At 62.0% G+C, this 26,211-nt stretch carries 25 protein-coding genes and 1 tRNA gene; 17 read left to right on the forward strand and 9 right to left on the reverse strand.

Annotated elements, in window-relative coordinates; genetic code table 11:
* Nucleotides 1–95: 95 nt before the first annotated feature.
* The 4 genes from ACM561_RS00320 (at nucleotide 96) to ACM561_RS00335 (ending at nucleotide 5,314) form a co-directional block, all read left to right on the forward strand.
* Complete coding sequence (locus tag ACM561_RS00320; protein ID WP_425907190.1) at nucleotides 96–1,850, forward strand: heparinase II/III family protein; 1,755 nt, start codon at nucleotides 96–98, stop codon at nucleotides 1,848–1,850.
* Between the two features lie 193 nt (nucleotides 1,851–2,043).
* Complete coding sequence (gene purH, locus ACM561_RS00325) at nucleotides 2,044–3,636, forward strand: bifunctional phosphoribosylaminoimidazolecarboxamide formyltransferase/IMP cyclohydrolase (RefSeq protein ID WP_425907192.1); 1,593 nt, start codon at nucleotides 2,044–2,046, stop codon at nucleotides 3,634–3,636.
* Between the two features lie 41 nt (nucleotides 3,637–3,677).
* On the forward strand, nucleotides 3,678–4,334 hold the full coding sequence (locus ACM561_RS00330; protein WP_425907193.1) for a c-type cytochrome: 657 nt from the start codon (nucleotides 3,678–3,680) through the stop codon (nucleotides 4,332–4,334).
* Entirely contained in the window at nucleotides 4,331–5,314 is a 984-nt protein-coding gene (locus tag ACM561_RS00335; protein ID WP_425907194.1) for a c-type cytochrome, read from the forward strand. Before ACM561_RS00330 ends, ACM561_RS00335 begins: the two co-directional genes overlap by 4 nt.
* Before the next feature lie 14 nt (nucleotides 5,315–5,328).
* Here ACM561_RS00335 and ACM561_RS00340 read toward each other — a convergent pair whose 3' ends face one another.
* Complete coding sequence (locus ACM561_RS00340) at nucleotides 5,329–6,717, reverse strand: MFS transporter (RefSeq protein WP_425909847.1); 1,389 nt, start codon at nucleotides 6,715–6,717, stop codon at nucleotides 5,329–5,331.
* A 106-nt stretch (nucleotides 6,718–6,823) separates the two neighbouring features.
* Between ACM561_RS00340 and ggt the strand changes: the two genes are divergently transcribed.
* From ggt to panE, 3 genes are all read left to right on the forward strand, one after another.
* Nucleotides 6,824–8,578, forward strand: coding sequence for a gamma-glutamyltransferase (gene ggt, locus ACM561_RS00345; protein ID WP_425907196.1), 1,755 nt, complete (start codon nucleotides 6,824–6,826; stop codon nucleotides 8,576–8,578).
* Nucleotides 8,579–8,695: 117 nt separating this feature from the next.
* Nucleotides 8,696–9,292, forward strand: a complete 597-nt coding sequence (locus ACM561_RS00350; protein ID WP_425907198.1) for a DUF2239 family protein — start codon at nucleotides 8,696–8,698, stop codon at nucleotides 9,290–9,292.
* 122 nt (nucleotides 9,293–9,414) lie between these two features.
* Nucleotides 9,415–10,335: a 2-dehydropantoate 2-reductase gene (gene panE / locus ACM561_RS00355; protein WP_425907199.1), complete on the forward strand. Its 921-nt coding sequence runs from the start codon at nucleotides 9,415–9,417 to the stop codon at nucleotides 10,333–10,335.
* A 55-nt stretch (nucleotides 10,336–10,390) separates the two neighbouring features.
* On the opposite strand, the gene ACM561_RS00360 is transcribed toward panE, so the two are convergent.
* Nucleotides 10,391–11,083: a glutathione S-transferase family protein gene (locus tag ACM561_RS00360; RefSeq protein WP_425907201.1), complete on the reverse strand. Its 693-nt coding sequence runs from the start codon at nucleotides 11,081–11,083 to the stop codon at nucleotides 10,391–10,393.
* Between the two features lie 217 nt (nucleotides 11,084–11,300).
* On the opposite strand from ACM561_RS00360, the gene ACM561_RS00365 reads away from it, so the two are divergent.
* Nucleotides 11,301–12,107, forward strand: a complete 807-nt coding sequence (locus ACM561_RS00365; RefSeq protein ID WP_425907203.1) for an undecaprenyl-diphosphate phosphatase — start codon at nucleotides 11,301–11,303, stop codon at nucleotides 12,105–12,107.
* Between the two features lie 85 nt (nucleotides 12,108–12,192).
* Here ACM561_RS00365 and ACM561_RS00370 read toward each other — a convergent pair whose 3' ends face one another.
* Nucleotides 12,193–13,161: a complex I NDUFA9 subunit family protein gene (locus ACM561_RS00370; protein ID WP_425907205.1), complete on the reverse strand. Its 969-nt coding sequence runs from the start codon at nucleotides 13,159–13,161 to the stop codon at nucleotides 12,193–12,195.
* A 150-nt stretch (nucleotides 13,162–13,311) separates the two neighbouring features.
* Between ACM561_RS00370 and ACM561_RS00375 the strand changes: the two genes are divergently transcribed.
* Nucleotides 13,312–13,398: transfer RNA gene (locus tag ACM561_RS00375), tRNA-Leu, on the forward strand.
* A 428-nt stretch (nucleotides 13,399–13,826) separates the two neighbouring features.
* Nucleotides 13,827–14,648 carry a YkgJ family cysteine cluster protein gene (locus ACM561_RS00380; protein WP_425907206.1) on the forward strand — a complete coding sequence of 274 codons (822 nt, stop codon included), beginning with the start codon at nucleotides 13,827–13,829 and terminating at the stop codon, nucleotides 14,646–14,648.
* A 39-nt stretch (nucleotides 14,649–14,687) separates the two neighbouring features.
* Here the strand turns inward: ACM561_RS00380 and ACM561_RS00385 are convergent, their stop codons facing one another.
* The 4 genes from ACM561_RS00385 to ACM561_RS00400 form a co-directional block, all read right to left on the reverse strand.
* Nucleotides 14,688–14,840, reverse strand: coding sequence for a DUF2934 domain-containing protein (locus tag ACM561_RS00385; protein WP_425907208.1), 153 nt, complete (start codon nucleotides 14,838–14,840; stop codon nucleotides 14,688–14,690).
* A 100-nt stretch (nucleotides 14,841–14,940) separates the two neighbouring features.
* Nucleotides 14,941–15,093 carry a hypothetical protein gene (locus ACM561_RS00390; RefSeq protein ID WP_425907209.1) on the reverse strand — a complete coding sequence of 51 codons (153 nt, stop codon included), beginning with the start codon at nucleotides 15,091–15,093 and terminating at the stop codon, nucleotides 14,941–14,943.
* Nucleotides 15,094–15,493: 400 nt separating this feature from the next.
* Nucleotides 15,494–16,174 (reverse strand): endonuclease/exonuclease/phosphatase family protein, encoded by a 681-nt coding sequence (locus ACM561_RS00395; protein WP_425907211.1) that lies wholly within the window; start codon nucleotides 16,172–16,174, stop codon nucleotides 15,494–15,496.
* Nucleotides 16,171–18,195 carry a VTT domain-containing protein gene (locus ACM561_RS00400; protein WP_425907213.1) on the reverse strand — a complete coding sequence of 675 codons (2,025 nt, stop codon included), beginning with the start codon at nucleotides 18,193–18,195 and terminating at the stop codon, nucleotides 16,171–16,173. The genes ACM561_RS00395 and ACM561_RS00400 overlap by 4 nt, the downstream gene beginning before the upstream one ends.
* 307 nt (nucleotides 18,196–18,502) lie before the next feature.
* Here ACM561_RS00400 and ACM561_RS00405 point away from each other — a divergent pair, with 307 nt between their 5' ends.
* The gene (locus ACM561_RS00405; RefSeq protein ID WP_425907215.1) at nucleotides 18,503–19,096 is read left to right on the forward strand and encodes a tetratricopeptide repeat protein; all 594 of its coding nucleotides are present in this window, start codon (nucleotides 18,503–18,505) and stop codon (nucleotides 19,094–19,096) included.
* Nucleotides 19,097–19,247: 151 nt separating this feature from the next.
* Here the strand turns inward: ACM561_RS00405 and ACM561_RS00410 are convergent, their stop codons facing one another.
* Complete coding sequence (locus ACM561_RS00410) at nucleotides 19,248–19,604, reverse strand: hypothetical protein (protein WP_425907216.1); 357 nt, start codon at nucleotides 19,602–19,604, stop codon at nucleotides 19,248–19,250.
* Nucleotides 19,605–20,081: 477 nt separating this feature from the next.
* Between ACM561_RS00410 and ACM561_RS00415 the strand changes: the two genes are divergently transcribed.
* The 4 genes from ACM561_RS00415 (at nucleotide 20,082) to lptB (ending at nucleotide 23,526) form a co-directional block, all read left to right on the forward strand.
* A complete protein-coding gene (locus tag ACM561_RS00415; protein WP_425907218.1) occupies nucleotides 20,082–20,702 on the forward strand; it encodes a ribonuclease D in 621 nt (206 codons plus the stop codon).
* Between the two features lie 230 nt (nucleotides 20,703–20,932).
* Nucleotides 20,933–21,625 carry an LPS export ABC transporter periplasmic protein LptC gene (gene lptC / locus ACM561_RS00420; protein WP_425907220.1) on the forward strand — a complete coding sequence of 231 codons (693 nt, stop codon included), beginning with the start codon at nucleotides 20,933–20,935 and terminating at the stop codon, nucleotides 21,623–21,625.
* On the forward strand, nucleotides 21,622–22,311 hold the full coding sequence (locus ACM561_RS00425; RefSeq protein WP_425907222.1) for an LptA/OstA family protein: 690 nt from the start codon (nucleotides 21,622–21,624) through the stop codon (nucleotides 22,309–22,311). Before lptC ends, ACM561_RS00425 begins: the two co-directional genes overlap by 4 nt.
* Before the next feature lie 198 nt (nucleotides 22,312–22,509).
* Nucleotides 22,510–23,526, forward strand: coding sequence for an LPS export ABC transporter ATP-binding protein (lptB, locus tag ACM561_RS00430; RefSeq protein WP_425907224.1), 1,017 nt, complete (start codon nucleotides 22,510–22,512; stop codon nucleotides 23,524–23,526).
* 59 nt (nucleotides 23,527–23,585) lie between these two features.
* Here lptB and ACM561_RS00435 read toward each other — a convergent pair whose 3' ends face one another.
* Nucleotides 23,586–23,882 carry a hypothetical protein gene (locus ACM561_RS00435; protein ID WP_425907225.1) on the reverse strand — a complete coding sequence of 99 codons (297 nt, stop codon included), beginning with the start codon at nucleotides 23,880–23,882 and terminating at the stop codon, nucleotides 23,586–23,588.
* Nucleotides 23,883–24,048: 166 nt separating this feature from the next.
* Here ACM561_RS00435 and ACM561_RS00440 point away from each other — a divergent pair, with 166 nt between their 5' ends.
* Nucleotides 24,049–24,438 (forward strand): DNA-directed RNA polymerase subunit N, encoded by a 390-nt coding sequence (locus ACM561_RS00440; RefSeq protein ID WP_425907227.1) that lies wholly within the window; start codon nucleotides 24,049–24,051, stop codon nucleotides 24,436–24,438.
* 88 nt (nucleotides 24,439–24,526) lie between these two features.
* Nucleotides 24,527–26,167 (forward strand): RNA polymerase factor sigma-54, encoded by a 1,641-nt coding sequence (rpoN, locus tag ACM561_RS00445; RefSeq protein ID WP_425907229.1) that lies wholly within the window; start codon nucleotides 24,527–24,529, stop codon nucleotides 26,165–26,167.
* Nucleotides 26,168–26,211 lie beyond the last annotated feature (44 nt).

A 26,211-nucleotide genomic window follows, 5' to 3' on the forward strand; every position in this document is an offset into this window, starting at 1 on the left:
TTCAAGATGGTGCGTTGCCGGCCTTTCCGGATTAAAAGGACTCAGTCCTCATCACTGCAAAAGGATTCGCGGGAATCCTCACACCGAAGGCGCGCGTGTCGGTCGCTCATCGCAGACGCATTTCAATTCTGATCGTCCGCCGTTTCGCTCGTCGGACGATTGCGCGCGCCAGCGACGGGCCTGCGGCGCTTTCGCGGCTATGGCCCGGCCGCGCCGACCGCCTGACCATCGCACCACACGACCTTCGTACGGCCGACGCCACCCGCGCCGCCGAAATTTATGCGGGCCGCTTCGTATTCGCGGGCAAGATCGTCACCTGTCACTCCCGCTCCGTTTTCGACCTCGAACCGCCGTCCGAGGATTGGGAAGCCGCCCTGCTCGGCTTCGGCTGGCTGCGGCATCTCCGCGCCGCCGATACGGCGATTACGCGCGCCAATGCGCGATCGCTGATGGAAGACTGGATCTCGAATCCCGCGCGCAGGCGGCCTGTAGGTCGGCGCGCCGACGTCATGTCGAGGCGCGTGATCTCGCTGCTGTCGCAGGCCCCGCTTGTGCTCGGCGATGCGGATGGAAAATTCTACCGCCGCTATCTGCGCGCGCTTGCCCGCGACATCCGTCTGTTACGTTTCGGCCTGCACGACGCGCCTGACGGCGTGTCACGGCTGCAGGTTCTGATCGCGCTGTGCTACGCCTCGCTGTGTCTTGCCAACCAAGCCCGCACCATCCGCAACGCGACCCGTAAGCTCTCCGAGGAATTGCGGCGGCAAATCCTGCCCGACGGTGGACATGTCTCGCGCAATCCGGGAGCTTTAATCGAACTGCTGATCGACCTGCTGCCGCTCCGGCAAACCTTTGCCGCACGCAACATCGCACCGCCGCCGGCGCTGCTGAACGCCATCGACCGCGTGATGCCGATGCTACGCTTCTTCCGTCACGGCGACGGCGGCTTTGCGCTGTTCAACGGCATGAGCAGCACACCGTCCGACCTTTTGGCGACGCTCCTGGCCTATGACGACACCCGCGGCATACCGATGGCCAGCATGCCGCACACGGGCTTCCAGCGGATCGACGCCGGCGCGACAATCCTGATCGTCGATGCCGGGCCGCCGCCACCACCGAACCTCAGCGAGGAAGCGCATGCCGGCTGCCTGTCGTTCGAGCTGTCCTCCGGACTGAACCGGGTCGTCACGAATTGCGGAATGTCCTCGACCGGCCGCGAGACGTGGCGTGTCTTTGCGCGCTCGACAGCAGCGCATTCCACGCTGGTCTGCCATCAAACGTCCTCGTGCCAGTTCGTCGAACAATCGGCGATGAAGCGGCTGCTCCAGGGGGCGCCGATTGTCAGCGGTCCGGCCCACGTCGAAACTTTTCGCGAAACCAACGACGACGGCGAGCGGCTGACGGCTTCGCATGACGGCTATCTCGCTCGGTTTGGTCTGATCCATCGCCGTGTGCTGACGATGGCACCGGACGGCTCGCGGCTGGAGGGTGAGGACATGCTGGCGCCTGCTCCCGGCGGCCGCATCAAAGGCGGCCAGATTCGTTACGCATTGCGTTTTCACCTCCATCCGTCCGTCAAGGCCAGCCGCCTCGATGATGCGCATGCCGTGATGCTGGTTTTGCCAAACCGCGAGGTCTGGACGTTCGAAGCGGCCGACGACCGGGTCGAGCTCGAAGACAGCGTTTTTCTCGCCGGCAACGACGGTCCTCGACGGTCCGCGCAGATCGTGATTCACCAGAATGCCCGGGAAGTCCCCCGAGTGCGTTGGGGTTTCGTGCGTTCGACGACGTCGGCCGCGGTCACCAACGCCCGGCGCAATGCGCGGCGCGAACCGGAATTGCCGCTGTAGACGAAATGTGCCGGCGGCCTCGCCAGAGCAGGCCGGTTTCATCACCGGTAAATTCATGCTAACCGGCTGCGTTAAAGCTGTCGGCTTTGATGGAATCAAAGTCGGCACCGGGCTTCCGTTTTGACGCGTTTTCTTGACGCGAACCGATACCCTCCTCGCTCGAAAACGCTATGACCTTCCAGGATCGACAATCATGACCGACCGACCGCGCCGCGTGACCCGCGCATTGCTTTCCGTTTCCGACAAGACCGGCTTGACCGAGTTCGCCCGCGCGCTTGCCAGCCTTGGCATTGATCTGGTGTCGACCGGCGGCACCGCCAAGGCGATCGCAGCAGCAGGATTGAGGGTCAGCGATGTCTCCGACCTGACGGGCTTTCCGGAAATGATGGACGGCAGGGTCAAGACGCTGCATCCAAAGGTACACGGCGGCCTGCTCGCCATCCGCGACCATGCCGATCATGCGAAAGCCATGAAGGACCACGGCATTGCCCCGATCGACCTGCTGGTCGTCAATCTCTATCCGTTCGAGTCGACGGTCGACAAAGGCGCTGCTTACGAGGACTGCGTCGAGAATATCGACATCGGCGGCCCCGCGATGATCCGCGCCGCCGCGAAAAACCATGATGACGTCGCGGTCGTGGTCGAACCGCAAGATTATCAGGCGGTGCTCGACGAGCTCAACGGCAACGCGGGCGCGACCACGTTGAGCTTGCGCAAGCGCCTCGCCGCAAAAGCTTACGCCCGGACCGCCGCCTATGATGCCGCGATCTCCAACTGGTTCGCGCTGCAGCTTGAGACCGATGCCCCCGACTATCGCGCCGTCGGCGGACGTCTCGCGCAGACTTTGCGTTACGGAGAGAACCCGCACCAGACCGCCGCATTCTACCGCACGCCGGAGCGGCGCGCCGGCGTCTCCACCGCGCGGCAATTGCAGGGCAAGGAATTATCCTACAACAACATCAACGACACCGACGCGGCCTATGAATGCGTCGCCGAATTTGACGCGGCGCGCACCGCGGCCTGCGTCATCATTAAGCATGCGAACCCCTGCGGCGTCGCTGAAGGTTCAAGCCTCACCGAAGCCTATCGCAAAGCGCTCGCCTGCGACCAGACTTCGGCCTTTGGCGGCATTATCGCGTTCAATCGCACGATCGACGCCGACGCCGCCAATGCGGTAGCCGGCATCTTCACTGAAGTCATCATCGCGCCCGATGCGACCGAGGAAGCGATTGCGATCATTGGTAAGCGCAAAAACCTGCGGCTGCTGCTGGCCGGTGGCGTGCCCGATCCGCGCGCGCGCGGCCTGACCGCGAAGACCGTCGCTGGCGGACTTTTAGTGCAGGGTCGCGACAACGCTGTTGTCGACGACATGTCGCTCAAGGTCGCAACCAAGCGCGCGCCGACCGATTCTGAAATGCGCGACCTGCGCTTTGCCTTCCGCGTCGCGAAGCACGTCAAGTCAAACACCATCGTCTATGCCAGGGATCTGGCCACCGTTGGCATTGGCGCGGGACAGATGAGTCGCGTCGATTCCGCGCGCATCGCAGCACGCAAGGCGGAAGATGCGGCGCGCGAGCTGAACCTCACCGGGCCGCTAACCAAAGGCTCGGTCGTGGCGTCGGATGCGTTCTTCCCATTCGCCGACGGAATGCTCGCCTGCGTCGAGGCCGGCGCCACCGCGGTCATTCAACCCGGCGGTTCCATGCGCGACGAAGAGGTGATCAAGGCCGCCGACGAGCACGGCATCGCCATGGTGTTCACCGGCATCAGGCATTTCCGTCATTAAAAGCGAGATACTACACGTTGAGATGGATGCGGGCAGAACGGATGAGACCTGTGATAGGCGGAGCGCTTCTGCTGCTGGGCGTGTCGTCGCTACCCGTGCTCGCGGGCAACGGTGAGGGTATCACCAAGCCGCCAGGCAGAGCGACAACCTGCACACCGTGTCACGGCCGGAATGGAGAGGGACAGCCAGCAAGGGGCATTCCACGCCTTGCTGGTCTCAATGCGGAATACCTTGAACGTCAGCTCGATGGTTTCAATAACGGCGCGCGCAAGAACCGTGTCATGCTGATGATCGCATCGGATCTGTCCAACGACGAAAGAAAGGCGCTGGCCAACTACTATGCGGGCATGACGACACCGAAGCCCGAAACCGCTCCCGCTGATCAAGCCGTGATCGCGGCCGGAGCGAAGATTGCCGCGACCGGCGATCCCTCGAAAGACTTGCCCGGTTGCGGACAGTGCCACGGTGCAGCCGGCCTTGACGCGGGAGCGAACTTTCCCCGCCTCGCGGGACAATCAGCGCTTTATATCGAGAAAACACTTCGGTCGTGGAAAGCCGGTGATCGCAAGGTCGATCCCATGGGGGTGATGGCCAATGTCGCAAACCAGCTGACCGACGATCAGATCAAAAGCGTGGCCGCCTATTACGAGAGCTTGCCTGTGGCAGCACCAATTCACGGCTCGGAGACCAAGCCATGAGAGGCAATCCTGTTGCACCCTCGATCCCGGCAGCAGTTGTTCTCGTCCTCGCAGCCATCGGGTTCATCGGATACATGCCATCCTCCAGCGCTGCGGCCCCGCTGACAGGCGCAACGCCGGAGCAGCCTCTGGCACAAAAAACGGAAGCCGTGCATCCTTCCTACACGCCACCCGCGGAGAGTGACATTCCGGACGGGCCATTCGGCGACATGATCCGGCTCGGCGAAGCGATTGTTCACGATACTCAGAACAATGCGAAGGGCTTCTTCGGCAACGATCTGCAGTGCTCAAACTGTCACCTCGATCGCGGCCGTCAACCGAACGCCATGCCGTTGGGCGCCGCCTATCTTCTTTATCCGGCCTATCGCGCGAAGAACGGCCACGTGAATACCTTTCAAGAGCGGCTGCAAGGTTGCTTCCGCTTCAGCATGAACGGCAAGGCGCCCCCGTTCAACGACAAGGTGCTGGTGGCGCTCGAGACCTACGCGTACTTCCTGGCGAAGGGCGGTCCGACCGGCGTTGCCGTCAAGGGCCAGGGCTATCCCGAGCTGAAAGCGCCAGATCAGCCGGCGGACTATGATCGCGGCGCGAAAGCCTACGCACAGAATTGCTCGTCTTGCCATGGCGCCGATGGCGCAGGACAAAAATCGGCCGGCGGACAAACCGTGTTTCCGCCGCTATGGGGACCGCGCTCGTTCAACTGGGGCGCGGGCATGGCCTCGATCAACATTGCCGCCGGATTCATCAAGGCCAACATGCCGCTCGGTCTCGGCGGCTCGCTGAGCGATCAGGAGGCGTGGGACATCGCAACCTACATGGACAGTCAGGAGCGACCGCAGGATCCGCGGTTCGTCGATTCGGTCGCGGAAACCCGCAAGCGATTCCACGACGAGCCGACATCGAAATACGGCCTGGTCGTGAACGGCGTCCTGCTTGGCGAGAAGTCGCCGCCGTCAGGGACGATCAACGCGGCGGATTGAACGCGAAGGCACGGCTACTCCCGCACGCGCGACAGCAGTGCAAGCCCAGCGACGAAGAACAACACCAGCACCGCCATGCCCGCCTTCTGGCTTGCGGTGATCGCGGTGATGAAGCCGACCAGCAGCGGGCCAACGAACGACGTCACCTTTCCGGTCAGCGCGAACAATCCGAAAAACTGCGCAATGCGATCCTTCGGCGCCAGCCGGATCAGCAACGTGCGCGAGGCCGCCTGCAACGGACCGCCGGCGCCGCCGATCAGGCAGCCGAGGATGAGATAGGCTTTTTCCGCGGGTGCTGCGAACAACCCGCCGCCGGGCACGGGCGGCGCGACCTTCACGAACAGGATCGAATCCTTGTCGACCATCAGGATCGCCACGATCGCCAACAATAAAACAGTCATGCTCGCGGCGATGACGAATTTCGGACCCACCCGGTCGTCGAGCTTGCCGCCGATCCACGCGCCGAGTGCGCCGGCAATCGCGAGCAGAATGCCAAAGGTTCCGATCTGGATGGTGTGCCAGCCGAAGGTACCGGCGGCATAAATGCCGCCGAACGCGAACAGCGACACCAGCCCGTCGGTGTAGATCATGTTGGCGAGCAGGAAGGTCGCCAGCGACCGTCGTTTCGGCAATTCGCGGAGCGTGCCGCGCAACTCGATCAACCCTTCGCGCAGCGCCGCTCGCACCGGACGCTTGGCGGGGAAATCCAGCGTGAGCAAAAACATCGGCAGGACGAAGACGACGAACCAGACGCCCGTCAGCGGGCCCGTGATGCGATCGCCCTGGTGGGTTGCGGGATCGAGACCGAACAACGGCGTCATGCCGAACAGCGTTTTGCCGGTGGCGGGATTAGCGGCGAGGAAACCCAGCACCAGGATCAGGCTGAGGATGCCGCCGATATAGCCGGTGGCCCATCCGGTCCCCGACAGACGGCCGATCTTGTGCGGCGGCACCAGCGACGGCATCATCGCATTGTTGAACACGGTGGCGAATTCGACGCCGATGGTGGCGATGCCGTAGGCGATCAACAGCGGCAGGATCAGGCTTGAGTCACCGGGCTTGCCGATCCACATCAGGCTGGAGCCGAGCACCAATAGCGCGCCGAAGGCCGCGATCCACGGCTTGCGCCGGCCGCTGGCGTCGGCAATGGCGCCCAGCACCGGCGAGGCGAGCGCAATCACGATGCCGGCCGCGCCAGTCGCAAATCCCCAAAGCGCTTGCCCTTCTGCCGGTGTCGCCGCCACGAAAGTCGCGAAGTAAGGTGCGAATACGAAGGTCGTGATCAGCGTGAAATAGGGCTGCGCCGCCCAGTCGAACATGATCCAGCTGGCAATGGCGCCACGAGAGGCATAACGCTCTCCGAAATTCGCCCTATCCGCCGGCAAGGCTGTCGTCACCGTCATGCCCGATATGTTGTGTCGAATCATGTGGGCGTCTGACCTTGCGCCTGAGTTCCTATAGCATTGCTCCCATCAACAGAGCGACCCCTCCAGATCCGGAACCGAATGGATGATCCACCGCGAGCCGCGTCGGTACCTATTTTCCGTGATCGCCTGCGTGATCGTAGCATTAGCGCAGCTCTCGTCGCCCGCCGTCGCGCAGGATGCACGCGGCACGGCTCCTGCCGCGACCTCCGATGCGGCCCGTCCGGTTGCTGCCAAACACGGCATGGTGGTGGCGCAGGAGCGGCTCGCGGCCAAGATCGGGGCACAGGTGCTTGCGCAGGGCGGCAATGCGGTCGATGCAGCGGTCGCGACCGGCTTCGCCCTGGCGGTCACCTACCCGCGCGCCGGAAACATCGGCGGCGGCGGGTTCATGCTGATACACCTCGCCGATTCCAGACGCGACATCGCCATCGATTATCGCGAGACCGCACCCGATGCGATCAGACGCGACATCTTCCTCGGCGCAGACGGCGCGCCCGACCCGGCGAAGTCGCGCGATTCCGCGCTCGGCATCGGTGTGCCCGGCACCGTCGCGGGGCTGGTGCTGGCGCTCGACAAATACGGCTCGGGCAAGTTCACCCTCGCCCGTCTTCTCAAGCCTGCGATCACGCTGGCACGCAACGGACTCGAAATCGCCGACGACAACGCCGATACACTGTCGGAATCGCATGACCGTCTCGCGCGCTGGCCGTCCTCGATAAAGATTTTCGCGCACCCCGACGGCACTCCGCTGCGCGAGGGCGACCGGCTGGTCCAAACCGATCTGGCCGCCACCCTGAACGCAATCGCCGAGCACGGGCCGAAGGGTTTCTATGAAGGTTCGGTGGCCTCGAACCTAGTGAACGCGATCGACGCCGCCGGCGGGATCATGACGCTTGAAGACCTCAAGTCCTATCGGCCGCTGATCCGAGAGCCGGTTCGTGGCAGGTATCGGGGCTACGACGTCGTTTCGATGCCGCTATCCTCGTCGGGCGGCACCGTGCTGCTTGAATCGCTGAACATCCTCGAAGGCTTTCCGATGCGCGATCTGCATCAGGGATCGTTGGATTCGCTGCATGTGCTGGTCGAGGCGATGAAGCGCGCTTATGCGGACCGCGCCCGCTATCTCGGCGATCCCGCTTTTGTCAACACCCCGGTTAAAACCCTGCTTGCGAAAGGCTACGCCGCGAAGCAGCGCGCGTCGATCGACATGATGCACGCGACGCCTGCGGCCGCCGTGCCCATGCGGCCGCAGCGCGAGGGAGACAACACCACGCATTTTTCCGTGGCCGACTCCTTCGGCAATGTGGTCAGCAACACCTATACGCTGAACTTCAGCTACGGCGTCGGGCTGGTGGCGGAGGGCACCGGCATCCTGCTCAACAATGAGCTTGACGATTTTACCGCCGCGCCGGGCGCGGCAAACGCCTTCGGGCTGGTCGGATTCGAGGCCAACCTACCCGGCCCCGGCAAGCGACCACTGTCTTCGATGACTCCGACGATCGTTCTGAAGGACGGAAAACCGGTGCTGGTGACGGGATCGCCCGGCGGCAGCCGCATCGTCTCCACGGTCCTTCAGGTGATTGTCAACGTGCTCGACTACGATATGAACATTGCAGCCGCAGTCCACGCGCCTCGGCTGCATCATCAGTGGCTGCCGGACGAGGTCCGCGCCGAACAGGGATTCCCCGATGGCATCATCGCGGGATTGCAGGCGCGAGGCCACACCGTCGTCGTACCGCTGGGACAGACTTCGGCCAACTCCATCGCCATCACCCCGGACGGGTTGTTCGGTGCGCCGGACCCGCGTACCCGCGGGTCGCATGCTGCGGGATATTGAGTCCGGCGCACCGTTTGGAGCCGAACGATACGGCTCGCAATATTTATCCGGGTAATATTGACGGATTAATTATATCCGGGTAATAAATGCCAGCCAACCCACAGCTGGACACCTCCGATGATGCATGACCAGACCTCCTGTTTTACCGCTTTCGAGGGCCAGCGGCGGATCGCATCTGGCCCGCTCACCGATGTCGCGCTCGCGGTCAAACACGCGGGCGCGCGCACGACCGCTCCGATCGCAATCTACAGCGACGAAACCGGGCGCCCGATCGACCTCGATTTGCGTGGGTCCGACGATGAGATCGCGGCTCGCCTGCGGCAGACCTTGCCGGTGGAAACAACCGAAGCCAGCGGGGCCTCCAAACCGGACGAACCGCGCGGCCGCGGCCGGCCGAAACTCGGCGTGGTCGCGCGCGAGGTGACGCTGCTGCCGCGGCACTGGGAGTGGCTGAGCGCGCAACCCGGCGGGACGTCGGTCGCCTTGCGCAAGCTGGTCGACGAGGCGCGCCGCGCAAATAGCGACAGGGATCGCGGCCGCGCGGCACGCGACGCCGCCTATCACTTCATGTCTGCGATGGCGGGCGATCTTGCAAACTTCGAGGAAGCCGCACGTGCGCTGTTCGCCAACGACCGGCGGCGGCTAGCGGCCCTGATCGCCGGCTGGCCAGACGACATCCGCGATCACATCGTCAAGCTGGTGGAGCGGATTTGACATTCGCTCCATGGTCTGGCGCAAAACAGACGATCGAGCGGCTGATCTGACGAAACAGGAACGAGCCTTGCGCCGCGCGAACCTGCGTCGAAGAAACTTAAAAGGCAAAACAGAACAGATCGATGCGCATTCTCGTTGTAGGAGCCGGCGCGACCGGCGGCTATTTCGGCGGCAGACTGCTCCAGGCCGGTCAGGACGTCACCTTCCTGGTGCGCCCCAAACGGGCCGCTGAGCTGGCGAGCGCCGGTCTCGTCATCAGGAGTCCGCACGGCGACGCGACGCTGACCAATCCGCCGACGGTGCTGGCCAGCGGCTTGAGCGAGACGTTCGACGTCATCCTGCTGAGCTGCAAGGCCTTCGATCTCGATGACGCGATCATTTCATTCGCGCCTGCGGTCGGGCCGCGGACGGCGATCATCCCGTTGCTCAACGGGATGCGGCACATGGAAACGCTCGATGCGAAATTCGGCCGCGAGCGCGTGCTCGGCGGCCTGTGTTCGCTCGCGGTCACGCTCAACAAGATGCGTGAAGTCGTCCAGCTCGCGCCGATGCAGTCGCTCGGCTTCGGCGAGCGCGACGGCGGCACGAGCGATCGCGTCAGGGCCATCGCTGCGGTCTTCGCCAGCGGCGATTGCGGATCGCAGGCATCCGACGACATCGTGCAGGACATGTGGGAGAAATGGGTGTTTCTGGCGACGCTGGCCGGCGCCACCTGCCTGATGCGCGCGTCCATCGGACAGATCGTCGCCGCGCCCGGCGGCCGGGATTTCATCCTCAGCACCCGCGACGAAATCGCCGGCATCGCGAAGGCCGCCGGTCACCCGCCACGCGAGGCGATCATGACCCGCACCACCGGAATCCTGACGACGGAGAACTCGCCGCTGACCGCCTCCATGTTCCGCGACATCGAGGCCGGCGCGCGGGTCGAGGCCGATCATATCATCGGCGATCTCATCACCCGCGCCGAGGCCGCGAAGCTGCCGGTGCCGAAGCTGCGCACGGTCTACACGCATCTGAAGGCTTACGAGAAACGGCGCGAATGACTCCCACGCGGCAAGCCCGCCGGCCAAAGCGGCCGCCGGAAAATCCAGGTCTTTTTTAGAAGTCCAGGTCCACGTAGGTGCGCGACGCCGGGACGCCCGCCAGCCACTCGCTCAGCAATGGACGGAACGACGGCCGCGACTTGATCCGCGCATACCACGCCTTCGCCGCCTCGTCCTCGACCCACGGCACGTCGCCGAGATAATCGATCGCCGATAGATGAGCCGCTGCGGCGAGATCGGCATAGGTCAACCGATCGCCAGCCAGATAATTCCGCGTTCGCGCCAGCCAGCCGATATAGGCCAGATGATAGCGCACATTCGTCCGGGCAGCACGCATCACGTCGGTCTCCGGCGGACCGCCGCCGATCTCCTCTCCCATGAAGCGCTTGTAGATGCGTTCGGTCACCAGCGGACCGGAAACCTCCTCGAAGAATTTCTCGTTGAACCAGGCCATCAGACGGCGCACCTCGATGCGCTCGGGCATCGAGGTCGGCAACAGCCGACGCTCGCCGATACGCTCGCCATAGGTCTCATCGAGATAGTCCGCAATGATACCGGCGCCGGGAACCGCGGGGATGCCTTCGGCGATCAGCACTGGCGTGGTGCCGGCCGGATTGAGTGTCAGGAAAGCTTCACGCCGCTCCCACACCCGCTCTTCCACCGGCCGGACATCGAGTCCGTGTTCGCCGAGAATCAGGCGAATAAAGCGCGATTGCGGACAGAATGGATGGTGAAGCAACGTGAACATGGGGCCCTTGATAAGTTTGCGATGCTTAAGAAACTATCTCCAAAGCGTTAACGGCAGAGCGTTAGCGGCACGCGCGCCTCCGCTGAGCTGTCGAGTAGCGGGTGAAACTGCGTTCGCCCGGGCCAGATTCATGGATTTGGGCATTGCTGCCCTGCGGCGAATAAGCGAGAAGGACGCATCGTTCGCAGTCGACTAGAATTCAGGGTAGGTCCTTCCCATGATTTCCGATGTGATCAGAGCCGTGATTCTCGGCATCATTGAGGGCGTCACCGAATTCCTGCCGGTGTCCTCAACCGGCCATCTGCTACTGGCGGAGCGCTTCTTCGATCTCGGTTCGGGGAACTTCTGGAACACATTCACGGTGTTGATCCAGCTCGGCGCAATTTTGGCGATTGTGGTCATCTATTTTGCGAAACTGTGGCCGATCGCGTTCGGCATGTTCTCCAGTGCCGCGGACCGGCGCTTCGTCATCGGCGTGCTGGCGGCCTTTCTGCCGGCTGTGATCGTCGGCCTGATCGCCGGCAAGTACATCAAGGAACTGCTATTCAATCCGTGGGTGGTGTGCTTCTCGCTGATCGTCGGCGGCGCGGCTTTAATGTGGGTCGATCAGCTCGATCACCGGCCGCGCGAACACGACGCCACGGCCTTTCCGCTGCCGATGTATATATGGATCGGCATCGCACAATGCGTTGCGATGATTCCCGGCGTGTCGCGCTCCGGCGCCACCATTGTCTCCGCGATGCTGCTCGGCGCCGACAAGCGCGCGGCGGCGGAGTTTTCGTTCTTCCTCGCGATCCCCACCATGATCGGAGCGTTCGCTTATGATTTCTACAAGAACCGCGCCGACATGACGACCGACAATCTCGGAATCGTTGCGATCGGCTTCGTGGCATCGTTCGTCACGGCAATCATTGTTGTCAAGGCATTCCTGAGCTACGTCACGCGCAACGGCTTTACGTTCTTCGCCTGGTGGCGGGTGATCGTCGGCACGCTCGGTCTGATGGCGCTGGCGCTGGGGCGGTAGAGCCCGCCGGACCATCATCATCGGATCAACTCGAAAATCCACGAAGCTCATCGCTTCGTCGCTCATACTTTCTCAACGATAAAGGTCACGCCCCCTTCGGCGCGAACTGACCGGCCTTGCGGAAGCGCCAGAGATATTGCGGCACCACCGCCTCCATCGAGTCCGGCGCGATCCCCAGCCCTTGCAGCGTCAGGCCCGCGGCCGTCGCCGCGTCGGAAACGATATTGTCGGTCTTGAGCAGCGTCACCTGATCCGGCGTCAGCTTCAGCGGCCCCGGCGCGAACTGCAGGACCATCGCCTTGAGCCGGGCAATCGCGAACGGCAGTGGCACCAGCATCCGCTCCCGTTCGATGACGCGGAGAATGATCTGCATGATCTCGCGCATCGAGAGCACCTCGGGGCCGCCGAGTTCGTAAACGGCGCCCGCTTTGGTCCAGCCGTCGACCGCGTCGGCCACGGCGGTTGCGACGTCGCCGACATAGACCGGCTGCATCCGGGTCCTGCCGCCGCCGATCAGCGGCAGCAGGGGGGACATCCGCGCCAGCGCGGCAAACCGGTTGGTGAACTGGTCCTCGGGGCCGAACATCACCGACGGCCGCAGGACGGTCGCAGATGGCACCGCCGCCAGTACCGCCCTTTCCCCAGAGGCTTTGGCGCGGGCGTAGGCCGAGGCCGAGGTCGCATCGGCACCGATTGCCGAGACGTGCACCATGCGGGCGCCGGCGGCCGCGGCTGCCTCCGCAATGGTGGCGGCGCCTTTAGCCACCACGGCGTCGAAAGTCTGCCGGCCGTTCTTGGTCAGGATGCCGACCAGATTGACGGCCACGTGGGATCCCCGCATGGCCGCGCCGACCGACCCCGGATGGCGCAGATTGACCTGCACGGCATGGATCTGGCCGACCTTGCCGAGCGGCTGCAAATGTCCGGCCAGTTCGGGGCGCCGAACACCAACCCGGATACGGTAATCCCGCTTGGCGAGAGCGCGCACCACATACCGGCCGAGGAAGCCCGAGCCTCCGAAAACCGTGACGAGCGTGTCCGAATGCGATGCCATGATGCGGTCCTCAAGGGCGATAATTTCAGGTCTAGAGAATGGATATTCCGCCATTCCGCGGCACGTCAACCGGCGGACCGCTCAGCAGGCTATTGAGGACGCCTTCAAGGATTTGACAAGCGCGCGGCCGATGCCTACTAACCCGGCCGGGCCCAGGTGGCGGAATTGGTAGACGCGCTGGCTTCAGGTGCCAGTGGCTGCAAGGTCGTGAAGGTTCGAGTCCTTTCCTGGGCACCACGCTCCTACGGGAGACTTTCCTTTCAATAAGTTACGCCCTATCAAAGTGTTGCGCTTACCCGACTGTGTTACAAGGGTGGGCTACAAATGCTATTTCGGTTGGTGCGGCCGATGAAGCGCGATGGCTCCCGCATTCCGATTTTCGTGTAACGGATTCCCGTAGATGCGCGCATCACCAGGCTACCGCACTCGCGGCGAGCTCTATCGCATTTGGGCAGACGCTGAGAATCGCGCCCGGAGCCCTTACCAATGAGCAAAAGCCCGGAGGACGAAAGCGGATTTCCGATGTGAATCGGACCGGCTCGGAATCGAGACGATGTGCGGCGCATTCCCGTAGAATAGCTCACTCGGAACTCGAAGGAGGCGGCTACTCAACGAAAGGGTGGGAAGAGGCGCGCCGCAGCTGAGTCATAAGTAGGAAAAAAGCGATGGAAGCGATTTCGCAAGTTGCTCTCGCGGTCGAAAAAGGCGCAACGACGGTTCGTGGCATTATCGACGTGACCGGGTTGTCTCGTCTGAAAGTCGAACGCGCATTGCAATCGCTTGAGAAGCAGAAGCGGATTATTCGCGACAGTGAAGGCTTCAAGCCAACCGGCATGCCGACGAAACCAAACGTCCGGCAATGTGGATCGTGCAACTGCTGTTGCGATATCCTCGAGGTGACAGCGGTCGCAAAACCGGTGAATGAGTTATGCAAGCATTGGGAGACCGGCAAAGGATGCACCATCTACAACGATCGTCCTCAAATGTGTCGATCGTTCACGTGCGCCTGGCTGCAAGGTCATTTCAACGACGACTGGTTTCCCGAGAAGGCCCGCCTGGTGATGCATTTCAGCGGGGACACGGTCAACGTTCAGGTCGATCCCGAATATCCCGACCGATGGCGACAGGAGCCGTACTTCAGCAAGCTGTGCGAGTTGTCACTCAATGGGATAAGGGCGAGAGGAAACCCCGGCTATGCCACCCTCATCTTCATCGGTTCTGACAAATTTCTCCTGCTCGGGCGAACCGCCGTCCCCGATCCGACGCTTTTCGGCACGGCGTTCGTACCCGTCACGCCCGAAACCTTCCGTTATTGGAGGGCACGGTCGCAGGAGCATGCGCAACGCCTGAATGAACGCGCGGCTGAGATTCAGCGGATACAGCAGGAATTTGGATATTGCGCGATCCCCGACGACGAAGATCCCTATCCACCTTATCGGCCTGCCCTTCTCCGATTGTCGAAACATCCAACCGATAAATTAGAATAGTCCGATCGGACCTGGCCGACTGGTGTCATTCAGTCCGCGCTACTCGTTCTGAATGGAATCTGCTTTTTCTTCGCCGGATAAATCTTTCTCGGCCTGAAAATAGAACTCCTCATCCTTCCCGGAAGGGAAGCCTTCTTTCTGCCATAGCTCATACGCACGGCGGCGAATCTGTGCCGGGGTGGGTTTTCTCATCATTGATTTTGGATCGGACGATGGAATTTTGAGAGAGACTGCCCTGCGAGCGGAAAAGCTCGCAGGGCAGCTCGCGATGCGGCGATATGGCCGCCAGCCCTCAGGCTGCGAAGTACGCGATATAGACAACTATGAATGCGGCCACGACCAAACCGGTTCCTGCCACGAGAACGTTGCGCACCGTGGGTCCGCGCTCTGCGCCCCGTGCTTCCATTGCGGTTTCGACGATGTGTCCGTTTTCCATCTTTGCCATTCGATCGCTCCTAAAATCTGTTGGGTATCCGTTCTGGAACTGCGTATCGCTCAGGAAAGAAAAACGGGCTACCTCGGAGATCGTTCCTCCAGGCTGCGCGCGTCGTTCTTTAAACGGCAGATACACTAAGCAGCAGTGCGATCAGTGAGTGGGTTCCACCCGTCTCGCCAGATGAGCGTCGGTCCGCGATGAACACCTGTATTTATTTTCGGATACGCCGAACGCCCACACACCTTCGCGCCGGTCTACGAACCGGCCGGACTAACTTCGATTTCCCATGACCAGTCACTCGCAAGCGCGAATCCCGCGCGTATCGAGACGCGAACCCCAATCGCCCGCATGCACCGATCCGCGCTTGCCTGGTTCGGTCCTTGCTCCGCCTGCGGAACCTAAGCGTGGCCTAGGAGAACGTCACGTCGGCGATGACCGGCAAATGATCCGAGCAAGCGCGGGCTTCCGGATCGGTCCATGCCCTGGCGATACGTCCCGTCCGCACAGTGTAAATGCGATCAAGTCGAAGCACGGGACACCATGATGGAAAGGTGCGCAGTCTGGTCCGCACAGGACATCGCTGCGCCAGTATTCGCCTGACCGATTTGACCCAGAACCAATCGTTGAAATCACCGAGCACGATCGTTCTGGGAGCATCGATGAGATTGACGATTGCGCGAGCCTGCTCCTGACGCTCGCGGATGCTCAGCCCGAGATGGGTAGCGATCACTGCGACCTCCCCGATCGGGGACTGAATACAAGTGGAAATCGCCCTGCGCGCCTCTCGCTCCCGGTATGAAACATCCACAATGGTCGGTGCCCGGATGAAGGGCCACTTACTCAGCAAAACCTGTCCGTAATCGCCATCCGCCGTGACGATCGACCTGGCATCGACGTTATGCGCGCCCACGACACCTGCAAGACGCTCGAAAGGATTGTCGCTGCGTCCACGAGAGTCGATCTCCTGCAGTCCCACAATATCGGGCGACCATTTCCGAATGATCGAAGAGACCGCCCCGATGTCAAATCGCGGATTGAGGTTGAATGTGCCGTGTACGTTCCACGTCATCACGCGGATTGTCAGCGTCATGCTTTCCGCCCGGCGAGCCAGGTGACGACAAACTGAGCCGCGAGGCAGATCGCAATCCAGATAACAATCGTCAATCCGAGAGGAACCACATTCGCCCAGGATTCGTTCTTCGCAAAATCGGCGATCTGTGAACCCAGCGCAGCCATGACCACGATACCCGGCATCATGCCAAAAATCGTACCCACCAGGAAGTCTCTCAATTTCAACTGACTCGCGCCCGCGACAACGTTGACGATCGAGAATGGTGCGAGCGGGACCATCCGGAGGATGGCGACCGCGATAATCCCCTTCCCAACCAGCCGCCCCTGAACGCGCAGCGCGCGAGGCCCGAGAAGGTTTTGCAGCCGTTTGTGGCCAAGATAGCGCCCAATCATGAAGAGTAGAGAGGCGCTCAAAATGACCCCTGCCACAGCAGTTATAGCGCCGGTCCAGGGTCCCAATGCTGCGGCTGTCGCTGCGATCAGAACCACGACAGGAAATATGATCAAACCGCCGAGCACAAAGCAGGCGACCGCGATGAGCGCAGCAAACGGGGAGTCGTGCTGACTCATGATGGCCGACAAAAAGCCGATATCAGCGTAGCTGCGCAGCGGCGTGTAACGCCAGAACAACGCCAGGGCCATAAGCATAAGCACGAGGCCCGCCGTTCCGAGGATGGTTCTTATGGTCCACATTCTGTTTGCGGCGCGTTTGAGATTCAAAGGTATGCGGGGATCGGCAATGGGTTGGATGAAATCATTGAGCGCACGAAACGAAACCTGACCGACCTCGATCGGCTGCAACGCCTTGGTCGCTCCCGCTACTGCATAAGCATCGAGGAACCGCAGCAGACGAGATTCATTCTCAGCAACTTCTTCTTCGGCCGCGCCGCAAAAATGACCGATGAGTCGCCGACGCAACCTGCGAACAAAGTCGCGGTGGGCTTCGGTCGTCGCTTCAAAAACAAGGTCGCATTCGTTATCCGCACCCATTGAGCGGTTGTTGAGATTGGCCGATCCGATCCGGACGAGATCATCGTCGATAATCATCAGTTTGCTGTGGACCATGATAGGCTGGCCTGCCGTAGACGGATGAAGAATGCGCAATCGTTCCGTGACGCCGGCTTTCTTGAATGGATCAAGAAAGGAGTCGCGACCGCTCTGCATCGCCCGCGACTCAAGCCATGACGAATGTAGCTTCGGCACGATAATCAGCACTTGAAGTGATGGGACAGCTGCCATCCGTTGGGCGAGGAGCTCGGCGATCTTCCCGACACTGATGAACTGGTTTTCGAGGTAGACAAACGTCGTCGCGACGCCAATCAACCTTTCGAACAGGAGTTCAACCTCGTGAACGTCCTCGGATGAGTGGCTTGCCACCTCTGTTCTAGCGATCCCGACGGTGACTTCCCGGGCCCCGATCGGTACGGATTTCGGCCACCGGTCGTCGCCGGCAGAACCGACCTTCTCAAAATTGCAACCCGCCGCCTGCCAGCGCCGCATCGCAAGCTCACCGAGAGCCGCTGCCGCTTCGCCGTCGACCATGCACTGGACGTCATGGAAGGGGGGATAGCGCTTTCCTTGCGGATCTTTTCGAAATGGATGCTCGGGAAGATGGTCGCTGGTATCCCAGCGCCGGATCGTCAGGTCGAGCCCACCGACAAAAGCCAGCGAGTTATCGACGACGACAAATTTCTGGTGCTGCGCCGATCCAAGCGGAAGGCACGAATCCCAGCAGAAACGAATCCTGTCATTGGCCGCATCGGCGAATTTGGCAGCAGAACTGACTTCGCGCTCGGCGGCGTACAGCGCCGCAAAGTCCCAAATGAGAATGTTGATTGTGAGTTTGGGCTTGAGTTTTAACAGCGCCTTTAGAAAAGGGGCCAGCGAAAGCGGTAATCCGTCGTTGACGACCCCCGAGGGCCCGACCAGCGGGGTTTCGCTATGAATATCCCATCCAACAATCTGTATTTGTGTTTCGGCCCGCAGAAAGGATTCCCGCAACGCCGCGAAGTATTCGGCGGCATCATTGAGAACCGCCATTCGAGGCGCCCGGCACTTGAACCACACGGTTTGTCCCGGTATGAGAATCGAGGAATTCGTAAGCAGGTCGAATCTCCAATAGACGCTGCGTGCGAGGAACTGCTGGTGGATAGAACGATGCTTGATCTGCCGAGTTCCACATACTAACGCTGAGTTGCGCGCGTTGGCGAGCCTTCAATCCCCGTACCGGAAACAGCCCTGCTTTGCTGTCGCCGAGGCGCCGGAAGCACCCACTGCCAATGGGTAGGAATTAGTGGCATACCGGCTTTCTTGCTAAACTCATCCATGCGTCAGGAGTGCACCGTTCATGGCCGTGTCCGATATCATGCTGGCGGCGAGGCTGAACGATCAGGCCGAGCTCTTTAAAGAGCAGGGTCGCTACGCCGAAGCCGAACCGCTTTACAGACAAGCGCTGGCGATCTGCGCGAAGACGCGCGGGCTCGAGCACCCCTCTGTCGCGCTAGGGTTGACCGATCTGGCCGAACTCTACGGCCTTCAGGGCCGCTACGCCGAGGCCGAGCCGCTCTGCAAGCGGGCGTTGGCGACCTGGAGAAAAACCCTCGGGCCCAATCACCCCGATCTCGTGCAATCGCTGAACGGTCTGGCCAAACTGTATATCGCCCAGAGCCGCTACGCCGAGGCCGAGCCGCTCTACAAACGGGCTGTCGTCATCTTCGAGAAGGCGCTCGGCGAGGGTCACCCTTCCGTCGCGTCGGCGCTGGACAATCTGGCCTCACTCTACAAAGTGGAGGCCCGCTACGCCGAGGCCGAGCCGCTCTACAAGCGAGCGCTGGCGATCCGGGAGAAAGGGCTCGGCCCCGATCACGCCGATGTCGTGAAATCCCGAAGCAATTTGGACGACTTGTATAGCGCCCAGAAGGGGAGCACCGGCAGTCCTTAGAGCCTTTTTCGCTTCTGATAAAATCACGCGAATCGGCATCCACTTCGCTCGAAAACGCTGCCAGGATGAGCGTCGGCTAAGGTGACGGTGAACCATGCCTGCGCCAAGACCGCCGCTGAGAAAGGCCGCCTGGATGCCGTGTGGCGCGCGTTTATGGCCGTGTTTCTACCGCCGTGCTGGATGAAGCCGCCAAGCTTGAGGCGTTGGATGGCGGGTTCTGTTTCTTCCGCAGTTCCCGCAGGACGATCAAGACCGGCGATAGAAAAACGAGCAGAAGCCCGAAGACCACGATCCCCAGAAGAATCGCCTTAAACGCCGACCAGACTGCGAGCAACAGGTGCATGAGCGTCTTAAGAATGAGCGCCACCTCCCCGTATACCATCGCCGGATAGCCCAGCGCGTACATTATCCACCCCGCCAGGATCGACAGGACGACTGCCGGCAGCAAGATCGTCAGCAGCCGGAGGTTTATGATGGAAAGTACCTGTTCCTTGATATCCGCCTGCATCGCTACCTTCGCCTCCAGCTACTCCGCTGCCCGGAATCGTATCGTCGTGAAACTCACCACGCAAGGATCAGGACGGCCTGTGGCGGGCCGAACTGCGGCCTGGCGATGGTTTCAAGGTTTATGGTCAATTCTGCACTTAACGCCCCAGTGCCGGTCGGTTTCCATCGTCTTGCACAGCGGATGCGCATCGATCCGTTCTTTTCGTCGATCTCCAGCGCATCGGATTTTTCTTTGTATCGGAAGTATTCATGAGCCACTCGGCCTTATGCGCTCGGAGCAGCCGGCCATTCAGGTCTTTCAGAGGGACCGCCCATCGTTTGTTAGAGCCCTTCCGCTTCTGATAGAATCAGAAGCGGGGCTCTATGATCTTGATTTGACGCGTTTTCTTTGCGCGAACCGGTGCCCACTTCGCTCGAAAACGCTATAGTCATTGCAACGATATTTTAGCCCCAATCGATTCGACGAGGCCGAGACATCATGACCATCCGCCTGCACCGTGGCGACCTGCCGGACCAGGACCTTACGCGCTACACCAGTTCGGCGGCGATCGATACCGAGACCATGGGCCTCAACCCGCACCGCGACCGGCTGTGCGTGGTCCAGATGTCGCCGGGCGACGGTTCGGCCGACGTCATTCAGATCGGCAAAGGGCAGCGTGACGCGCCGAACCTGAAGAAGCTTCTCGGCGATCCGGCGATCGTCAAAATCTTCCACTTCGCGCGCTTCGATCTCGCCGCGCTGTACAACGCATTCGGCGTGATGCCTCGGCCGGTCTACTGCACCAAGATCGCCTCGCGATTGACCCGTACCTATACCGATCGGCACGGCTTGAAGGATCTGGTGCGCGAGGCTCTCAGCATCGACCTGTCGAAGCAGCAGCAATCGAGCGATTGGGGATCGCAGGCCCTGAGCGACGCGCAGCTCGCTTACGCCGCTTCCGACGTGCTGCATCTGCACGCTTTGCGCGCCAAGCTCGACATGATGCTGGCGCGCGAGGATCGCACCGCGCTGGCGCAAGCGTGTTTCGAGTTCCTGCCGACGCGAGCGAAGCTCGATCTCTCCGGCTGGGAAGCCGACGACATTTTCGCGCATTCGTGAGCCGCGAAGATCGCCGCCTCGTGGTCGGCCTTTCGCCTTTCGCCCCCTTTCGGTCACACTCCTCGTCCTCGGTGGGGCAGGCTTCGAGGGGCAAAGCGGCTAATGCAGCAAACGCGCTCGGCGCCCACAGCGACCGGAAGATGCGCTAGCAGGTGTGCCGCCGCACGATGTCCGGCTGCGAAGACCCCCATTTCGGGGTAGGATAACCAGAACAGGCGCCTGGAGCAGCGGTGTACTCGGTTCACAATCCCACCTATCAAGCCGGAATGCAGGCCGGGCTGGAAGCAAGGTTCGCCCGCGCCGCCCGACACAGCCGCATGGTGCGGGTATTGCGGATCGCGGTGCCGGGGGCGGTCGGGCTGGCGATGGCCGCGCTGATCGGGATCGCGACCTTCAATCCCTTCCGCGCACTGGCGAGCCTGCCGCTCGACATGGATAATCTCGTCGTCTCCGGCACCAAGATCACGATGGAATCGCCGCGCCTCGCTGGCTTCACGCCGGATAAGCGGCCCTACGAGATGCAGGCGACGACGGCGACGCAGGACGTCACCGACCCCGATCGTGTCGAACTGCATACCTTGCGGGCCAAGGTGCGGATGGAGGACGACTCGACGGTGACCCTGAATTCCCGCACCGGGATGTTCAACACGAAAACGCAAGTGCTCGACCTGCATAAGGATGTCCTCATGCAGTCTTCGACCGGATATGAGGCGCGGCTGACCCATGCCATGGTCGATATGGGCCGGGGCACCGTCACCTCGGACCAGCCCGTCGATGTCAAACTGCTGAACGGAACGCTGACCGCCGACACCATGCAGGTCACCGAAAAGGGCGACGTGGTGCGATTCGAGAAGAATGTCGTCATGCATCTGGTGATGGACCGCCCTCCCGCAACTGCCGGTGCGGGCGGCGATACGAAATGAATTCGACCGTGCCAAGTTTTCGCTGCTTTCCCCCGGTTTCCCGTATAGCTCTCCTGCTGCGGGGCGGATTGGTCGCCGTCGCCGTGATGGCTGTCGGCGAAGCGGCCGGACAAAGCTCGGTGCAGGGCGTTCCCAACGCGATGCAGGGTTTTTCCCAGAATCGCGATCAGCCGATCCAGATCGAAGCCGCCGCGCTGGAGATGCGCGATAAGAAAAAGGAGGCGACCTTCTCCGGAAACGTCAAGGTGGTGCAGGGCGACACCACGATGACATCGAAGACGCTCGTGGTCTATTACGAGGGCGGCAGTTCGACCGCTGACGGCAAGACAAAGGCACCAGCCAAGACGGCGATGAAATCGGCGGAACCGGGCCCATCGGGTGCATCCTCGATCAAGCGGCTGGAGGCCAAGGGCAGCGTGGTCGTGACCCAGAAGGACCAGGTCGTGACCGGGGAAACCGCGGTGTTCGACACCAAGACAAATCTGGTCACCATGCTCGGCGGAGTTGTTCTGACCCAAGGCAAGAACGTATTACGCGGCGACAGGCTGATCGTAGACATGACCACCGGCGTTTCCCGTGTCGAATCGAAGAATGGGCGGGTACAGGGCCTGTTTCAGTCGTCCGGGCAGGGAGGCCCGCTGGGTGGACCGATGCAGCTCCCCGGATCCACACAAAAACCTAAATGATATCAGCTAATTGTCTAAGGACCTGGCGGCAGGAAGTTGAATCCGCAGTGGCTTGTTTGTATCTACCGCGAGCGGATTTAACGCTGCCGAGGCGGAGGCGGGTGTTGCGGGCAACGGATGTTTCCTCATTCATGGTGAGGCGACGAATCAGGCACGCTGCGGGCAGGCGAACGACCGTGAGAGGCTGAGCAGGCGCCCATGGTGGATCTCTTCAATGTATTCCGTAAACGGCCGCAGAAGCGCGGGGCGCAAGCGTTTGCGCGGACCCGGACGGACATCACGGCACTCGGCGATACCATTGGCGACATGCTGACCAATCCGGTGCGCGACGCACCACCGATCGCTCACGGGACCCGTCGCAACGCTCCGCCGGCCCCGCCCGTTTCGCAACCCCGGGTTCCGGCGCGCTCAGCGCCTGAAGTGTCCCGGCCAGAAGCTTCCCGGCCGCGCGCCGCCTCCAACGGGACCGCCGCGCCACGGATGGCCGCGCGTCCTGGTTACCTTGCCGTACACGGGGTGGAAAAAAGTTTCGGCTCCCGTCAGGTCGTGCGCGGCGTGAGCATCTATGTCCGCCGGGGCGAGGCGGTCGGACTTTTGGGTCCGAACGGCGCCGGCAAGACCACCGTATTCTACATGATCACTGGTCTGATCCCCGCGGATCGCGGCGCTATCGAACTCGACGGTCACGACGTGACCAAACTGCCGATGTATCAGCGGGCGCGGCTCGGGATCGGCTATCTGCCGCAGGAAGCCTCGATCTTCCGCGGCCTCAGCGTCGAGCAGAACATTCGTGCCGTGCTCGAGGTCGTCGAGCCAAGCAAGAAGAAGCGCGAAGCCGAGCTCGACGCGCTGCTCGAGGAATTCAACATCACGCGCCTGCGGAAATCGCCATCGATCGCGCTGTCCGGCGGCGAGCGCCGGCGCGTGGAGATCGCGCGCGCGCTGGCCACACGCCCGAATTACATGCTGCTGGATGAACCATTCGCCGGCATCGACCCGATCGCGGTCGGTGATATTCAGGATCTCGTGCGCCATCTGACCAATCGCGGCATCGGCGTGCTCATCACCGACCACAATGTCCGCGAAACGCTCGGCCTGACCGACCGCGCCTACATTGTCTATGCGGGCGAGATCCTGACCGAGGGCAGCCCTGAGGCGATTGTTAACGACCCCGACGTGCGGCGCCTGTATCTGGGCGAGGAATTCCGGTTGTAAAGTCGTCGCCGCCAGACTTTTCCGCTCGATCCTTGCAACGCTATGCGCGATTCGACCTCTCACCAGGGGTCGTCATTGACATCGACATCAATTACCGGACCGTCGTCAAAGTTGCGATAGACGCCGGCGCCCGGCGCCCCGTAGCGGGAACGATAACCGGGGCGCTCATAGACGCCATCATCGTCATCATCATCCTGCCAGCGTTCGACTAACGGCGGCGCGTGCGTGCGGTAGCAATTCCCGTCGTCGTCGCAAATCATCTGCGGGGCTTCGCCGGTGAAGGAGAAATCCGCGGCAAACGCGGGGAGCGCGAATAACAATCCCGCGGCGGCGGCAAGAAGGCTGGTCTTAAACATGTGCAGTTTCCTCGCGTGCTTTGCTTGGCGGCGGCCGGCCAACGCCTGCCGAAGCTAAACCGCGCCGATGGCCGAATTGGGAACTTCCGCGGGCGTATCGGCGGCGGGCCGACCCCCGTCTCGCCGCATTCTTCGTTCTTTCTCGTCGACAAAACGGGAGCGTGAAATGAAGACAGTCCTTGCTGCAATTGCCTCACTCGCGCTGCTATCGTCGGCGGCGCCGGCGCAGGAACGTGCCGGCAGCGCTGCGCTCGGCGCGTTGTCGGGCGCGGTGGTGTTGGGTCCGGTCGGGGCGGTCGCCGGCGCGGTGGTTGGCTATACTGCGGGGCCGTCGATCGCGCGTTCGTGGGGGCTGCGCGGCTCATCAGCCAAGTCGCGACGGCAATCCTCCAAACAAGGGCATCGGGGACGGACGACCGTGACCGATAGCGGCGGCCGCGCACCCGATGCGCAGACGGCAAGGCGGAACGCAACATCTACATCCGCGATGGCCGCTGAACCGCGTGCGGTTCCCCCGAAAGTAACGCTGCCTCCGGTACAAGCCCTCGATTACTAGGCCAAAAGTCGGATTGTCATCGTAAAGCGTGTACATCCGGCCATAAAAAAGGTAAGCAAGAATCGGACCATTTTGGACCGCTCTTGGCATGGCGCTAACGCAGAAACTCGAATTTCGACAGTCCCAGTCGCTGGTGATGACGCCGCAACTCATGCAGGCGATCAAGCTGCTGCAACTGTCGAATCTGGACCTTTCGGCGTTTGTTGAGGAGGAACTCGAGCGGAATCCTCTGCTGGAGCGCGCGAGCGAGGACCCCGACCCACCGGCCGCCGGAGGGTCGGCCGTAAGGGACGCTGAATATTCAAACGGTGACGAAGCGGCGGCGTTCGCGGACCACGGCGCAGGCGAGGGCACCGGTGGTCAGGATTTGGAACCCGCGCCCGACGAATGGATGAATCGCGATCTCGGCAGCCGCGCGGAGATCGAACAGACCTTCGACAGCGGCCTGGAAAACGTTTTTCCGGAAGAACCGGCCGAGGCTGCGGCGCGGACCGCGCAGGATGCCGCACCGGTCACGTTCACGGAATGGGGCGGCGGTGCCTCGAGCGATGATAGCTACAATCTCGAAGCCTTCGTCGCGGCGGAGATAACACTCAGCGAACATCTCGCCGAACAGCTTGCGGTGGCCGTCACCGTACCGGCGCAGCGCATGATTGGACGATATCTGATCGATCTCGTCGACGAGGCTGGTTACCTGCCAGCCGACCTTAGCGAAGTCGGCGACAAGCTCGGCGCCAGCGAAAGCGAGGTGGCGGCCGCTGTCGCGGTGTTGCAGACTTTCGATCCACCCGGCATCTGCGCCCGCAGCTTAAGCGAATGCCTTGCGATCCAGTTGCGCGAGAAGGACCGTTACGATCCGGCGATGCAGGCGCTGGTCGAGCATCTCGAGCTGCTGGCGAGGCGTGATCTCGCAGCCTTGCGCAGGATCTGCAGCGTCGACGACGACGACCTCGCCGAGATGGTCGGCGAAATCCGTCATCTCGATCCCAAGCCAGGCTTGAGGTTCGGCACCACGCGCACGCAGACGGTGGTGCCGGACGTGTACGTGCGGCCCGGTCCGGACGGCGGCTGGCTCGTGGAACTCAACAGCGATACGCTGCCGCGCGTGCTGGTCAACCAAACGTACTATGCCGAATTGTCGAAGACGATCCACAAGGACGGCGACAAGACCTATTTCACGGACTGCCTGCAAAACGCGACCTGGCTGGTCCGCGCGCTCGACCAGCGTGCCCGCACCATTCTCAAGGTGGCGACCGAGATCGTGCGGCAGCAGGACGGCTTTTTCGCGCATGGCATCGCCCATTTGCGACCACTCAATCTCAAGACCGTGGCGGATGCGATCCAGATGCATGAGTCCACCGTGTCCCGCGTCACTGCTAACAAATACATGGCGACAAATCGCGGCGTCTTCGAGTTAAAATATTTCTTCACGGCTTCGATCGCCGCGGCCGACGGCGGTTCCGCCCACTCGGCGGAGTCGGTCCGTCACCACATCAAGCAACTGATCGATGCAGAAGCGCCGTCGGCTGTTCTGTCCGACGACACCATCGTGGAAAGACTTCGCGAAGCCGGAATTGACATCGCCCGCCGCACCGTCGCTAAATATCGCGAAGCGCTGCGAATCCCTTCTTCAGTGCAGCGCCGCCGCGAAAAGCAGAATCTGCTTGGCGGCACGCAGACGGCGTCGGCTCCGTCGCCAAACCGCTCGCGCAATGCCGCACCGGCTTGATTGCGCACCCGCGACGCCCGATAATCTCTCCCCACTCATGATCG

It is taken from the genome of Nitrobacter sp. TKz-YC02, from assembly GCF_049852135.1.
GTDB classification, from domain to species: Bacteria; Pseudomonadota; Alphaproteobacteria; order Rhizobiales; family Xanthobacteraceae; genus Nitrobacter; species Nitrobacter vulgaris.